The sequence below is a fragment of the Hathewaya histolytica genome (assembly GCF_901482605.1).
Taxonomy (GTDB): domain Bacteria; phylum Bacillota; class Clostridia; order Clostridiales; family Clostridiaceae; genus Hathewaya; species Hathewaya histolytica.
Map to the genome: position 1 here is coordinate 1,645,727 of NZ_LR590481.1, position 14,791 is coordinate 1,660,517.

Annotated in this window: 15 protein-coding genes; all 15 read right to left on the reverse strand. The window is 29.5% G+C overall.

All coding sequences use genetic code 11. The features are described 5' to 3' along the window. Positions 1-35: 35 nt before the first annotated feature. Positions 36-323: a YhbY family RNA-binding protein gene (locus FGL08_RS08080; RefSeq protein ID WP_138210302.1), complete on the reverse strand. Its 288-nt coding sequence runs from the start codon at positions 321-323 to the stop codon at positions 36-38. Between the two features lie 14 nt (positions 324-337). After that, complete coding sequence (gene obgE / locus FGL08_RS08085) at positions 338-1,615, reverse strand: GTPase ObgE (RefSeq protein ID WP_138210303.1); 1,278 nt, start codon at positions 1,613-1,615, stop codon at positions 338-340. Between the two features lie 472 nt (positions 1,616-2,087). Then, positions 2,088-2,390 (reverse strand): 50S ribosomal protein L27, encoded by a 303-nt coding sequence (gene rpmA, locus FGL08_RS08090; RefSeq protein WP_138210304.1) that lies wholly within the window; start codon positions 2,388-2,390, stop codon positions 2,088-2,090. 4 nt (positions 2,391-2,394) lie between these two features. Then, on the reverse strand, positions 2,395-2,721 hold the full coding sequence (locus FGL08_RS08095) for a ribosomal-processing cysteine protease Prp (protein WP_138210305.1): 327 nt from the start codon (positions 2,719-2,721) through the stop codon (positions 2,395-2,397). Positions 2,722-2,723: 2 nt separating this feature from the next. Beyond that, positions 2,724-3,035, reverse strand: coding sequence for a 50S ribosomal protein L21 (rplU, locus tag FGL08_RS08100; protein ID WP_138210306.1), 312 nt, complete (start codon positions 3,033-3,035; stop codon positions 2,724-2,726). Between the two features lie 128 nt (positions 3,036-3,163). Continuing rightward, entirely contained in the window at positions 3,164-4,597 is a 1,434-nt protein-coding gene (locus FGL08_RS08105) for a ribonuclease E/G (RefSeq protein WP_138210307.1), read from the reverse strand. Between the two features lie 8 nt (positions 4,598-4,605). Continuing rightward, positions 4,606-5,307: a TIGR03936 family radical SAM-associated protein gene (locus FGL08_RS08110; protein WP_243118011.1), complete on the reverse strand. Its 702-nt coding sequence runs from the start codon at positions 5,305-5,307 to the stop codon at positions 4,606-4,608. Then, entirely contained in the window at positions 5,276-7,147 is a 1,872-nt protein-coding gene (locus FGL08_RS08115; RefSeq protein WP_138210309.1) for a TIGR03960 family B12-binding radical SAM protein, read from the reverse strand. The genes FGL08_RS08110 and FGL08_RS08115 overlap by 32 nt, the downstream gene beginning before the upstream one ends. A gap of 83 nt (positions 7,148-7,230) precedes the next feature. After that, complete coding sequence (locus FGL08_RS08120; RefSeq protein WP_138210310.1) at positions 7,231-8,076, reverse strand: M50 family metallopeptidase; 846 nt, start codon at positions 8,074-8,076, stop codon at positions 7,231-7,233. A gap of 33 nt (positions 8,077-8,109) precedes the next feature. Then, a complete protein-coding gene (locus FGL08_RS08125; protein WP_138210311.1) occupies positions 8,110-8,547 on the reverse strand; it encodes a hypothetical protein in 438 nt (145 codons plus the stop codon). Between the two features lie 162 nt (positions 8,548-8,709). Further along, complete coding sequence (rodA, locus tag FGL08_RS08130) at positions 8,710-9,810, reverse strand: rod shape-determining protein RodA (protein WP_138210312.1); 1,101 nt, start codon at positions 9,808-9,810, stop codon at positions 8,710-8,712. A gap of 110 nt (positions 9,811-9,920) precedes the next feature. Continuing rightward, positions 9,921-10,184, reverse strand: coding sequence for a cell division topological specificity factor MinE (gene minE / locus FGL08_RS08135; protein ID WP_138210313.1), 264 nt, complete (start codon positions 10,182-10,184; stop codon positions 9,921-9,923). A gap of 10 nt (positions 10,185-10,194) precedes the next feature. After that, a complete protein-coding gene (gene minD, locus FGL08_RS08140) occupies positions 10,195-10,995 on the reverse strand; it encodes a septum site-determining protein MinD (protein ID WP_138210314.1) in 801 nt (266 codons plus the stop codon). A gap of 17 nt (positions 10,996-11,012) precedes the next feature. After that, positions 11,013-11,645 carry a septum site-determining protein MinC gene (minC, locus tag FGL08_RS08145; protein ID WP_138210315.1) on the reverse strand — a complete coding sequence of 211 codons (633 nt, stop codon included), beginning with the start codon at positions 11,643-11,645 and terminating at the stop codon, positions 11,013-11,015. A gap of 138 nt (positions 11,646-11,783) precedes the next feature. Further along, entirely contained in the window at positions 11,784-14,789 is a 3,006-nt protein-coding gene (locus FGL08_RS08150) for a penicillin-binding transpeptidase domain-containing protein (protein WP_138210316.1), read from the reverse strand. Positions 14,790-14,791: the final 2 nt, after the last annotated feature.

Consider the following 14,791-nt stretch of genomic DNA (forward strand, 5'->3'; position numbering starts at 1 on the left):
TTAGTAAGTGCTAGGTTATCTAGCACTTACTAATATTATAATTCAATTTTAGGTTTTTTTGTAGACTTTTTATATATAACAACCTTATTACCTATAATTTGTACACCTTCACATTGAAGTTCTTCACATAGTATTTCACTTGCTTCTCTTGCAGTAATTCCACTATTATTTAATACGTTTATTTTAATTAATTCCCTTGCCTCTAAAGCGTCTCTTACTTGGCTTAAAAAGCTATCTTCTATCCCTAATTTACCAACTTGAAAAATAGGATCTATATTATGTGCAAGAGATCTTAAATACGCTCTTTCTTTTGAAGTTATCATCATAGTCCTCCTAATTATAATAAATATTCAAACTCAAAATCATTTACTCTTACGAGGTCACCCTCTTTTATTCCCATTGATTTTAATTCCTCAAAAATACCCTTGTTTTTAAGCACCTTATGGAAATATCTTAAAGAATCAGGATCATTAACATTAACTGCATAAAGAACCCTATCAACAAAGCTTCCTGTAATTTGGTATACACCTTCAACAGAATCATCTATTTCATAAGTAAATTTCTTTTCCTCTTCAATAAACTTATCTTCTTCAGATATCTCCAATTCTGTAACAGGTATTGTAGATAAAACTCTTGCAGCCTCTTTCATTAATTCTTCTACTCCTTCACCTGTTGCTCCAGAAATTTTGAATACTCTGTTATATCCTAAATTTTTTATCTCTTTCTCAAAACTCTCAAATAATTCCTCATCATAAAGCATATCAGACTTATTCGCAGCTATTATCTGAGGTCTATCCCATAACTTCACACTATACTTCTTTAATTCATCATTTATTTTTTTAACATCTTCTACTGGATCTCTACCCTCTATTCCTGAAATATCAACCACATGTACTAAAAGTCTTGTTCTCTCTACATGTTTCAGAAAGTCAATTCCAAGTCCGATACCTTCAGCCGCTCCTTCAATTAATCCAGGAATATCAGCAATAACAAAGCTTTCTATACCTTTAAGTGCTACAACTCCTAAATTAGGTTTTAAGGTCGTAAAATGATAGTTTGCTATTTTAGGTCTAGCTTTAGAAACTACAGACAGTAAAGTAGACTTACCTACATTAGGAAATCCTATTAAGCCCACATCGGCAAGTAATTTAAGTTCTAACTTAATATATCTTTCTTCCCCTGGCATGCCTGGTTCAGCAAATTGCGGTGCTTGTCTTGTAGGTGTTGCAAATTTTGCATTTCCCTTTCCACCTTTTCCACCTTTAGCTACTATGCAAGTATCTCCATGATTTGAAAGGTCTTTCATTACTTTGTTTGAATCATACTCTATTACAACAGTTCCCATTGGAACTTTAACATATAAATCTTCTCCATCTTTTCCGTAACATTTAGAACCTGCTCCATTGTCCCCTTTTTCAGCCAAATACTTTTTTTTATAAGTAAAATCCATTAGTGTAGTCATATTTTTATCGGCTACCAAAATTACATTTCCACCTTTTCCTCCATCACCACCAGCAGGACCACCTAAATCTACATATTTTTCTCTTCTAAAGGCAATGGCACCATCGCCTCCATCACCTGATTTAACAAAAATCCTCGCAGTATCTATAAACATTTTTTCACCTTACCTTACTTATTTTTAAAAATTAATTGGTAAATCATCTTTCTTTTTTAGTTATTTCATAAACTATATTATATATTGACTCAAGAAAAGGTTATGTGAGTTTCATAGTCCCTAAAACTAGATACACAAATAAATTACCTTTCCTATCTTAATGTATAAATATAAAAATTTGTGCTATCTTCTTTTAATATATCCATAATTATGTTTTTTAAAACTATATACTTATTTTAAAAGTTGTATTTAAAATGAACATTATAAAACTGCTCTATTCCCATATCAAGGTGTATTTTTGTGTGAAGCATTTTTATTTTCTAAAAAAAGTTCCAACGCAAATTGAAAATAGCCATCTCACGAGTGCCTTAAATCCAAAATATATCCATTTAAAAATCTAATTCACCTATAAACACTCCTATAATTTAATTTTAAAAAAGCACCCTATAATTGGGTGCTTTATTAACATATATTACTCAGCTATTTCTAATTCAACTTCAACTGGGTAAACGCTTGCTTTTTTCTTGTTTTTACCAACTCTTTCGAATTTTAAAACGCCGTCTACTTTAGCATATAAAGTATCGTCGCCACCTTTTCCAACATTCAGACCTGGATGAATCTTTGTTCCTCTTTGTCTTACAAGAATGTTACCTGCAAGAACAAATTGACCATCAGCACGTTTAGCACCTAATCTTTTAGATTCACTGTCTCTTCCGTTCTTAGAGCTACCTACCCCTTTTTTATGAGCAAATAACTGAAGGTTCATTAATAACATGACGTTACACCTCCTCTTCAACTACCTTAATATACTTTCCGTATTCATTTTCCACAGTCTTTATTCCTAAAAGCATTGTCTCCAATAGAATTTGACACTTTTCAATTTGGTCACAAGATACATGGCTTAAATCTAAGCTCAAAAGACCATCACCTGTATTAATTAAAGGCTCTATGTACAATATATCTGTAATTCCATTTGCTATACTTAAGGATATAGCAGATACAGCACTACAAACAATATCATAACCTGGATCCTTATATCCTGCATGGCCTGAAATTTTAAATGAAAAAATCTTATTATGCTTTCTTTTAAAGTTTGCAGTAATCATTATTAAGCTTCAATTTTCTCAATTTGAAGTTTAGTATATTGTTGTCTGTGGCCTTTTTTCTTTCTGTAGTCTTTTTTAGGTTTGTATCTGAATACTATAACCTTTTTAGCTTTTCCTTGCTCTAACACTTTAGCAACAACTTTAGCTCCTTCAACTACAGGCTTACCTACAACTAAACCTTCTTCTTTACCTACTGCTAAAACTTCATTTAATTCAACAGTAGCTTCAACTTCAGCATTCAATTTTTCAACGTATAAAACGTCTCCTTCTTGAACTCTGTATTGCTTACCACCAGTTGCAATTATTGCGTACATCGAAAGCACCTCCTCTATCCAATCTCGCCACTTAGGTACGTTAATATTAACGTTTAAAAAAACCATTGTGTGCGGCCTACAAAAGCCATTTTATCATATATATATTTTTTTGTAAAGATAATTTATTACTAAAATTTCATCCCACTCATAGATTTTTTTTCTTCATTTAAATAGATTCTTTTAATATTTATATCATGAAATTCTTCTTTAAAATCTATATAAATATTTGCTTTTTTACAATTTAGATAACTACTTATGTAATCCTTTAAATTTGTAAATTCTAATTCATAATATGATGGTACTTCTATATAAATATAATCTTCTTCAGATATTATATAAAGACTTTTTAATTTATTTCTTATATAAAATAACAAATAATTAAAGTCTAGCTTTTCATATCTAATAAGCTTACCACTATAATCACTTATTAGATATTCATAAGCCGATTTACCCCTTCTCTCTCTTACTATCTGAACTAGTCCAAGTTCAGTAAAATCATATATATTAACCTTATTTCTATCATTTTTGAATCCATGCTTAAGTATTTTTATAATTTTTTCTTTTTCTTTCTCACTCTTAGTATTCACAAAATCTACTATTATAATGCCACTTATATTTCGCTTTATTATTTCTTTTGGTATTATTTCAGCACTTTCATAGTTTATATTGTTTTTGCCTACTATAGCACCATTAAAGCCTTCTCTTCCAGAATTTACATCTATCAAAGTCATAGCTTCTGTTCTATCAATTACTATGTTTCCTTCACTTTTAGTTAGAACTTTATTATCAATTAATTCTAAAATCTTATCTTCTATTGAAAACTTATTAAAAAGACACTCATCCTCAATATAACTCAAACTTAAATTTTGTTTATACTCATCCTTTAAATCTAATTTATATTCCTGAAAAAAGCTTTGAATTTCTTTATCATTTAATATAATCTCATTTTTCTCTTCAAAATTTAATATAGATAATAGTTCCTTTAGAATACCGTGACTTTTATATAGTAAACACTTCCTATTTGAATATTCACCTTTTTTTGCTATACTAATTAATTTTTCTTTTAAAGCTCCATACTCTTTTAAAAGTTCATTTTCTCTTAATATTTCTGCCTTACTTCTATACACTATATCCATATTTTGAGGTTTTATAAGGGACTTTGTTTTCTTCTTAAAATTTATATCTCTTATCTTACTTGAATAAAAAATTTTTCCCGTACCTAATGTCAAAACTATAGCATCTCCACCTAATGAATACTTAGATGTAACCTTTGCGCATTTTTCATTTAATTCTTCCTTAAGTATTTCTACTATAATATAGTCACCTATTTTTAGATTTTTATGAGACTTTTTAAATGGAAGTATACAATTTCTATCTTTGCCTATATTAACAAAATAAGATTCTATTCCCGGAACCATACTTTCTATAACACCAAGATAAATCTCACCCACTTTAGGATTGCCATCATCTTTTTCTATCATAAAAAGAGATAGTTCTCCACCTTGGTCTACCATAGAAACTCTTAGGTATTGTAAATTTTTTTCTATAAATATCTTTTTCATATTATCACTTACTTTTCTTCTTTATAAAATTGTGAAAGAGGTATGTATTTATTTTCTTTCATAGCAAAAGTTTCTTCTCTTCTAATATCTATAAATTTACCCTTATCTATAGATTTACAATGTTCGGTTATAAATTTTCCTAAAATTTGTGGAGATAAATTCTCTCTCGAACCACAACTTACCAAAATCTTTAACATTAATTCTTTTTCTTCTTCATAGAATTTAATATCCTTTAGCATAGGCTTTAGATCTACAAGTCTTTCTCCACTTTTTCCCTTTTTAATGACTTCCCACTTTTCCATTTCAAGTAATTGCCTAAACTCTTCTTCAATTATATTTTTATGTAATAGTTGAAACCTTACAACATACACCGCAGCTTCTACAGTGGCCATAGATTGCGGTACCTTTCTATCCCCTAAGTTTATAGCCTCTAAAAATTTTACTCCAATTGGTGCATTTTTATTTAACTTTTCTATTATAATTTGTTCATTTTCTTCACTTAAAAGATTAAGATCTAAATAATCGCCATGAGAATATACTCCAACTGCCAAAGGTTGTGCTAATGATAGGTTCATGCGAGGGTTAAATCCCTTAGAAAACTGTACATCTATTCCAGCTCTTCTTATAGTTCTTTGTATAGTTCTCATTAAATCTAAATGGGATATAAACTTTATTTCGCTATTTTTTGTGAATTTTATCAAGTAACGCACCTTCAAAGCACTTCCCTTCTTTAAAGTTTTTGTTTATACCGCAATTTGAACATATTTCCCTACAATCCGGTGTAACGTTTACATTTTTAGCATTTTCATTCTCCCTAATTAAAAAATCTTTAGTTACCCCTACATCTATAAAGTCCCAGGGTAAAATCTCATCATATGAACGTTCTCTATATGCATAGAACTCTGGGTCTACCCCGCATTCTTTAAAGGATTCTTCCCAAATACTAAAATCAAAATATTCATTCCACCCATCAAATTTGGCACCTTTTTCATAAGCCTTTATAATAACATCGCAAATTCTTCTATCTCCTCTTGCAACTACAGCCTCCATAAAACTTACCGGAGAGTCATGCCAATTGTAAGAGATCGCACGACTTTTGATATTGCTTTTTAAAGAAGTAATTTTCTCTTTTACATCTTCCATCTTATCTTGAGCTGCCCATTGAAATGGTGTAAAAGGCTTTGGAACAAAAATCGAAGTACTTAAGGTCACTCTTAAACCTTTTTTTCTTTCTCCTTTAGGAACATTGAAATATTGTTCGACAACTTTTTCTCCAAGTTTTGCAATACCAACAACATCATCCATAGTCTCATAAGGTAATCCTATCATAAAGTACAGTTTCACTGTAGCCCATCCAGATCTAAATGCTACACTGACTGAATTTATTAAATCCTCCTCTGTAACTCCTTTATTTATTATGTCTCTCATCCTCTGAGTCCCTGCTTCAGGTGCTAAAGTAAGTCCTGTTTTCCTTACCTTTTGTATTTCATTTAATATATCTACAAATGATGAATCTATTCTTATGGATGGAAGCGATACTCCCACCTTTTTTTCACCATACTTTTCTACTAACTCTTTTATTAAATTTTCTATATTAGAATAATCACATATACTTAATGAAATTAAAGAAACTTCATCATATCCTGTATTCTTAATAAGAATTTCAGCTTGTTCTAGGAGTTTCTCCTTAGACTTTTCCCTAACAGGCCTATATATCATTCCTGCTTGACAAAATCTACATCCTCTAGTACATCCTCTGAAGGTTTCAATAGTTATTCTATCATGAACAATTTCTGTATAAGGTACAATAAGTTTATCTGGAAATTCTACTTCAGAAAAATTTGTAATAATTCTCTTCTTAACAACCTGTGGAACCTCATCACTTTTAGGCTTAAATTCTTTTATAGTTCCATCTTCCTTATAAGTAACCTCATAAAGACTTGGAACATAAATACCTTGAATTTTTGAAAGTTCTCTTAAAAACCACTTTTTACTTTTTTTCTCTTTTTTATAAACTTTAAAAATATCTAAAACATCATTTAATTCCTCTTCCCCTTCTCCTAAAGCAAAAAAATCTGCTATAGCATAGAGAGGCTCAGGGTTATATGCACAAGGTCCTCCAAAAAATATTATAGGATCGTTTTCATCTCTCTCTTCAGATTTTAGAGGAATATCTGCCATATTTAACATATTTAATACATTAGTATAGCTCATTTCATATTGAAGGGTAAAAGCCATGATATCAAATTGCTTTAAAGAATCTTTTGTTTCTAAAGTAAATAATGGTATATTATTTTTTCTAAGTTCTAACTCCATATCCGGCCAAGGAGCATAACATCTTTCACAATAAGTGTCTTCTCTTTGATTTAATGTATAATAAAGTATTTTACTACCCAAGTGTGACATACCAACTTCATAAACATCTGGAAAACAAAAAGCAAATCTAATATCTATATTTTCTTTATCTTTAACTACGGAATTAAACTCTCCACCAGTATATCTAGCAGGTTTCTCTACCTTATATAAAATGTGGTCAGAAATTTTGTTCATCAAGATTCCTCCTTATGTTCTTTTACATCTTATAATTCTATCACATTATATAATTTTAAAAAACTGTTATTTAGTTTAAACAATTAATTCTCCATATTGATATAATCCTCTAAAGTTATATTACCATAAATTTTCAAAGCCTCTACTACTTCATCCTCATAAATAGTACCAATTAACCTTAATTCTTCATCTAAAACTAAAAACATATTATATTTATTTTTATCTATAAGACCTAGGGCTTTAATCAAATCTTTCTTGTAAAATATAGAAATACTCCTGTTTTGTAAATATCCATTTTTGAAAAACTTCACTCTTTTTTTTATAATATCCCCCATAATTATATATGCCACCCTTTCCTTTTCCTTTATAGAAGTCCTTATTATAAGTAGAGAAATTAACCCTAGATTTATGCTATTTACCCCTTTAAAGAAACATATAAAGTATAAAATACACATTAGACTCCCCAAAAAAATACTTATATTTAAAGTTATAGTATTTGCTATTTTGTATATAGTCTTCATACTTAATATACTTCTAAGCACTCTAGCTCCATCTAGAGGAAATGCCGGTATTAAATTGAATATACCCAAAACTAGATTGCTTATATAAAAACTATAATATATTTCTACTTTAAATTTAAAATATAATATATAAAATATTATAGATAGAATTATATTAATTAAAGGTCCTGATATAGAAATTATTAAATCTTCTAATGGTTCAGCGTCATCTATATCTTTAAGATTAAGTACAGCCCCAAAAGGTAATATTTTTATATCATATGCAGAAAAATTAAGCATCCTAGCAACTACATAGTGGGTAAATTCGTGAATCAAAACAAAAATGAGAGAAAATAGTATCTCTCGTTTAAATCCAATTATTGAAAGTATGCAAAAATATATAAAAAAAGCTTTTGTAAATTTTATCAAATCTACCTCCACTATATATTGTTAATTTCATATTTAAGGTTCTATACTAAAAAAATCTAGTCTTTCTTTTATATCAAGTTCTTTTATCTTATCTATCTCTCTATTAATACAATCTCCTACTAATTCATAATCTAAACTTCTTACACCATTTAAAAAATCATTCACTCCATACTCCTTCTGTATTTCCTTCTTAATAGTTTTATATATCTTTTCACTATTAGGTGTCACATTTAATTTAAATGATATACTTATGATCAAAAGGCAGAACGTACCAAAAAGATGTCTTATTAGGATTTTTTGCATATACGCCTTGCTAAATCTTCTAACTTTCTTATTTCTATATAACTCATAATCATAATATCTTTTATTATTTATACTAATATCATTATTAATAAAATTTTTTTTAGATATACATTTACCTTTTTTTATATTTTTATAATATCTTTCATAACAAGAATTATAACTCCCCAAGATTATCCCCCCAAAATATTTCTCTATCTATTATATTTAACTTGCTTTTCATATATGATAGATAGTAAACTCATATATCTTTAAATAAAAAAAGTCATAGCTAAATCGTAAAAATTATTTAACCATGGCTTTATAATAATATATAATGCTAAAAATATTTTATTAAAAGTTTATTTTCTTTTTTCTCATACCTACATTTAAAACTAATGCTAAAGATATATAATTGGTTAGTAAAGAACTACCACCATAACTTACCAATGGTAAAGTTATACCAGTAACTGGCATTATGCCTATATTCATACCTAAATTTTCTATTATTGCAAACATGAAATAGGAAACTATGCCAACGCATATCATTGATCCAAAAATATCTTTAGATGTAATTGAAATTTTTATTATTCTATAAAATAATACTCCATATAGACCTAATAAAACTAACATTCCAATAAAACCCCATTGTTCCCCAATAACAGCACTTATTGAATCTGTATGTGCTTCCGGTACAAACTTTAGTTGTTTACCCTTTAAAAATCCGGTCCCTAATACCTGACCCGACCCTATAGCTGTTTGAGATTGTATAATTTGGTGACCATATGTGCTTTCATATTTTTCTGGGTTAATAAAAGAAGAAAGTCTACCCTTCCAGTAGTTAGGCATTAGAGAAGAATTCCATACCATGGTAATCAATAAAACTAAGCTTATAAGTCCTCCTAATATAACTTTTGAATTAAGCCCTGCTGCATAAAATATACCAAGTACTATAAAAAAGCATACCATGGTCATCCCCATATCTGGCTGAACCACTATTAGAATCATTGGAATGAGAGCATATCCGGTCAATATAAAAAAGTTTTTTATATCATTTATCTCTCCATCCATCTCATCTAATTTTTTAGCTAACATTAGAGTTAAAGCTAGTTTTGCAACTTCTGCTGATTGTATATTAATAGGCCCTAACTTAATCCATCCCCTTGCTCCATTTACTACAGACCCTAAAACATAGTTATTTAGTATTAATAAAATTATAGATCCCCAATAAAAAATAGGTATATAGTTATTTAAAACCCTATAATCAAAGTGTAAAATTATATATGTAATTATTAATGATAATATAAGCCATATTAGCTGTTTTTTTGCATTTAATGTTCCTACTATACTATATATACTTATAACTCCATATAGAACTATTAAAATACTAGTTATAAGCATAGTATAATCTAGTTCTTTCCAAAGTCTCGAGTTCATCTTTAGCCTCTCAAACATATTAATTTCCCCTCCAATTTTTTTTACAAATAGATTATAACATAAATTTTTATCTTATATAAAAAAGACTGTGAAGTTCATTTAAAATTAATGAATTCACAGTCTAACTATTATTCTTTAATACTCTTTATCGGTATACTAGCAATTAAGGCTGGTGAACTTCCTTCTATTTCTTCCGTTCTTGTGACTTTTACATCCAACTCTTGAGTATCTATTTCCACATATTTAGTAATAACCTCTAATAAGTCTACTTTAATTCTTTCTAAAAGTTCTGGTGAAACGTTAGCCCTATCATGAATTAATATAAGTTTTAATCTATTAGAAGCTGAATCCTTAGTAGAAGTCTTCCCTGTAAAAAATTTCAGCAAATCCATTTATTACCTCCTATTTTCCTTTAAACAATTTTTTTATAGCTGCCCAAAAACCTGAATGAGGTTCTTGCCCAAATTCTTGGAAAGGAACATCTTCCCCGATTATTCTTCTAGCTATATTGTTAAATGCAATTCCAGCATTAGCACTAGAATCTAAAACAATAGGTTCTCCCTTATTAGTAGAAATGGCAACAGATTTATCTTCTGGAACTACGCCTATAAGTTTAATAGCAAGGCATTCAATTATATCATCTACACCTAACATATCACCATTTTTAGTCATCTCGTAATTTAATCTATTTACTATAATAGAATTATTAGAAATACCTTTAGAATCTAATTTCCCAATAACCCTATCTGCATCCCTAACAGATGTTATTTCAGGGTTTACTACTACAATAGCTCTGTTAGCACCTGCTACGGCATTTTCAAACCCTTGTTCAATACCTGCAGGACAGTCCATAATTACATAATCAAAATCTTGTTTAAGTTCATTAGTTATTTTAAGCATATCATCTGCTTTTATATCATCTTTATCTCTGCATTGCGCTGTAGGAAGAAGATATAAACCTTCGAACCTCTTGTCCTTTATTAAAGCTTTTCTTAAAGCACATCTTTCTTCAATCACATCTAAAATGGTAAATACTATTCTATTTTCAAGACCCATTAAAACGTCTAAGTTTCTAAGTCCAGTATCTCCATCTATAACTACTACTTTTTTCCCTAGAGACGCTAATGCAGTACCTATATTAGCAGTAGTTGTAGTTTTTCCTACTCCACCTTTTCCGGATGTAATAACTATTACTTCACCCATTAAACTTCCCTCCAACTCTAAAAATATTTGTTAGGTAAATAAGGTTCTACAATTATATATTTTTGTCTTATTTTAGCTATTTCTGGATAAGAAGGTTTTACACCATCTTCCGGTGCCCTCGTCACTATATTTGCAATCTGAATTATTTGTGGTTGTAACTTTAAAGCTGCAATAAAAGCTTTTAAATTGCCACTTGTTCCTGCATGTGCCTGCCCTCTTAATGATCCTAATACAACAATATTGCCTTCTGCATATATTTCAGCGCCTGGGTTCACATCACCTATAATGACTATATTTCCAGGATAATTTATAATCTGACCACTTCTAATAGCTCCTGTGATAAATTTTGTTCTTCCTTCTATAACTCCATTAAAAACCTTATTTTCTTCTTCTTCAGTATCTTCAAAAACACAATCCTTTACTAAGAACTCATCAAACAATATGTCTTTTAGCTTTCTCAAATCTTTTTCATTTATGTATTTCAGTTCTGTAGTAATTTTCAAAGTGCTTCCTTTATAAAATCTCTTTGATTTCGAAAGCTTTTCAATAAGCATATCTGACATTTCACTAAAGTCATTAAAAGCATTCATATTTATAATAATATTTAAACCTTCACGATTGCCTTTTAATACAATTCCATTATTTTTCATAAAAGCCCTCCAAAACAACCACATAAATATATTTCAACAAAAAAAATTAAAATCCTTCTTATATAGCTAATAAAATAAATAAAATAGCACTGTACACTGTACAGTGCTATTTCTATCCTTAGTTTTGACTATTTTTTATTATCTTTTTAACTTTTCTTCCTTTTTTGTGTTGTTTTTATTTTCTTTATTCTCTCTCTTAGGCTCATCTTTCTTTAATCCTAAAATATCAGGATACTCAAATTTATAGTTTGGCTTTTGCTTTAATATCTCATTCTTAAAATATCCCTCATATACAGCTTTTGCTACTTCCGCTGCGTATGCTCCATGTCCTCCGTCAAAGAGGACTACTGCTACTGCTATTTCTGGCTCATCAAAAGGTGCAAAACCTACATAGTTACCATAAGAAGTTCTTCCTACTTCATTTTGAGTATTACTAAAAGTAGAGGAACCAGTCTTACCACCATTATTAATTGGGAAGTTTTTAAATACATTAGCAGCTGTACCACCTTCTGAAGTAACTTCTTGCATTCCCTTTTTTACAGAAGCAACAGTAGCAGGACTTATATTAGTCTTTTCTACTATTTCCGGCTTATTAGAATAATCTTTTATAACCTTACCATCAGGATCAGTTATTTTGTTCACTAGGTGAACCTTATATCTATTACCACCATTCACAAGTGTTGCTACATAATTGGCAAGTTGTACTGGGGTAAATTGATTTAATCCTTGTCCTATAGATGCATTGTAAAGATTAGTACCACTTTTTATTTCTCCAGCAGCATCATTTATAGAAGATTGAATAGCATTTACCATACCATCTATATCTTTCTCCGTATATCTCTTTGAATTTAAATCCTTTGAAAACTTAATTAAATCTTTTAAAAGTTTTTTTATCTCTACTTGCGCATTCTTCATATTTTTATTATTATTAATCATTTGTAACTTTATCTTATCACTAAGTTTCTTTTTTATCTCATTAACATTAGAATCGTCCTTAGAATTTGGAACAATATTTATTCCCTTATAATTTATACCCCAAATAGAAGCCGTTCCCTTATTTAGAAAATCATATAAATTATACATATACAAAACAGATAAGGTCTTTCTACCACTTTCAAAATTATATACCTGTCCAAAGTTCTCATCTAATTCAATTCCAGTTGAATATACAGGATTTTTATCTGGATCAGCCCCTAATCCAAATTGCCAAGCATATTTTGCAATCATGTTTAAACCTTGTTTTGTTTCTACGCCGCCTTTACTAAAAAGTCTATCCCCAATTTCATACATATAATAGTTATTAGAATCTCTTAAGGCTTCAATCAAGTTTTGATTTCCATGACTTCCTTTATACAAGTTATATTTCCAACTGGCACCTTTATACTGCCTATATCTTTTATTATATGGACCAGCATCATATATCCTTGTACCTTCTGTAATAACATTTTCCTCAAGTCCTGCAACAGCCGTAACTGGTTTAAAAATAGAACCAGGTGGTATTAATGATTTTGTACCATAATTATAAAATGGTTTTGGATATATATCATATATATCCTCTCTTATGGTTTTGTTTCCTTCTATTCCTTTAGCTAATGGGAACATTTCATCTAATATAAAATCTTCTTTTTGTTTTGGATTCATGGAAGAGATATTTTTTCCATTAATTGTACTTAGACTAAGTAACCCTCTCTCTTTTATGTAATTTCTACCAAAACTTTCTAAATCAGGACTAAAGAATTTTTTGTATTCCTCTGGAGAAAGTTTTCCTGGAGTTGTAAATAAATTTGGATCATATCCAGGCCTGCTTACAAGGGCTATGAGTTCCCCATTTTTAACATTTATAACTGCAGCAGCGCCTCTAGTTGCATTCCCCTTATCAACATCGTCCTTTTCTCCACTAGGTTTCCTATCTTTAAGCTGTTGTAATCTTTTTAGTTGATCGTCAAGGGCTTTTTCAGCTATTTTCTGAACATCTTTATCTATGGATAAGTGTATATTATTTCCGGGATAAGGAGTCTGTTCTCCTAAACTTTTTACCTTTCTTCCATACTTATTTGTCTCTATACTTTCTTCACCTTTAGTTCCTCTTAAAAGTTCTTCATACTTTTCCTCTATACCAGCTGCTCCAATATAATCAGAACTTGCATCATAGCCCTTTTCTGCATATTTATTTTCTTCATCCGAATTTATCTTTCTTATGTATCCCAGAATAGAAGATGCAAGATCTTTATTAGGATATTCCCTAATTGGTTGCTTTAATATGGATACCCCTGGCAATTCTGATTGTAACTGTTCAAAAATATAAGCAGTTTCCTCTTTTAAGTCATTAGCAATTATAACTGGCTTATATCCCGAAAAACTTTGCATTTTTATTTTGTCCTTTATAAGAACAAAATCTCTAATAGTCTTCAAGTCACTCTTTTGCTTTAGATACTGAGTCTTAACTTCTCGTGATAAGCCTTTCCATTCCTTCTCTAATTCCTTATTAATTTTTTCTCTATTTACATCAGATTTGCTAGAAAAACTATTCATCTTTTCATTAAAATAATCTTCTTTTACAAGATCATATATTTCATATCTTTTTTTTACTAAAATATCAAAAACTTCTTCTGCGGTGTATTTTTTAAGCTCATTATCTATTAACTTTTTTTGGTCTTCTTTTAAATCAGCAAGTTTTTTATCTCCAAAATGTTTTCTTAGAATTTCTTCATCAATACCCCTATCTTTTTTAAATCTGGTTTCATTCCATTCTATAGCGCTTTGATTAGATGTATTGAATTCAAATCTATAAGGATCTATTTTAAGAGGAAAATCATCTTCAAGCCCAGCCCCATTCTCCTTTAATATTTTAATTACTTTCTTCATTGTAGGATAAAAATTCTTCTTACTTTCCTCTGTTTCAGTAAATATAAGCATAGAACTTTGCCTACTTGTAGCTAATATGTTGCCATTTCTATCTTTAATTTCTCCACGTGGCGCAGACTTAAGTACCATTTTATGTGTATTAAAGTTGGCTTTTTCATTATAAAAATCACCCTTTACTATTTGAAGATAAAAAAGCCTTGAAATCAGAGTAACATATATAAATGCCAAGCATATTAAAAAACCATTAAACCTATTAAAAGCTCTTTTTTTCTTTTTCATTT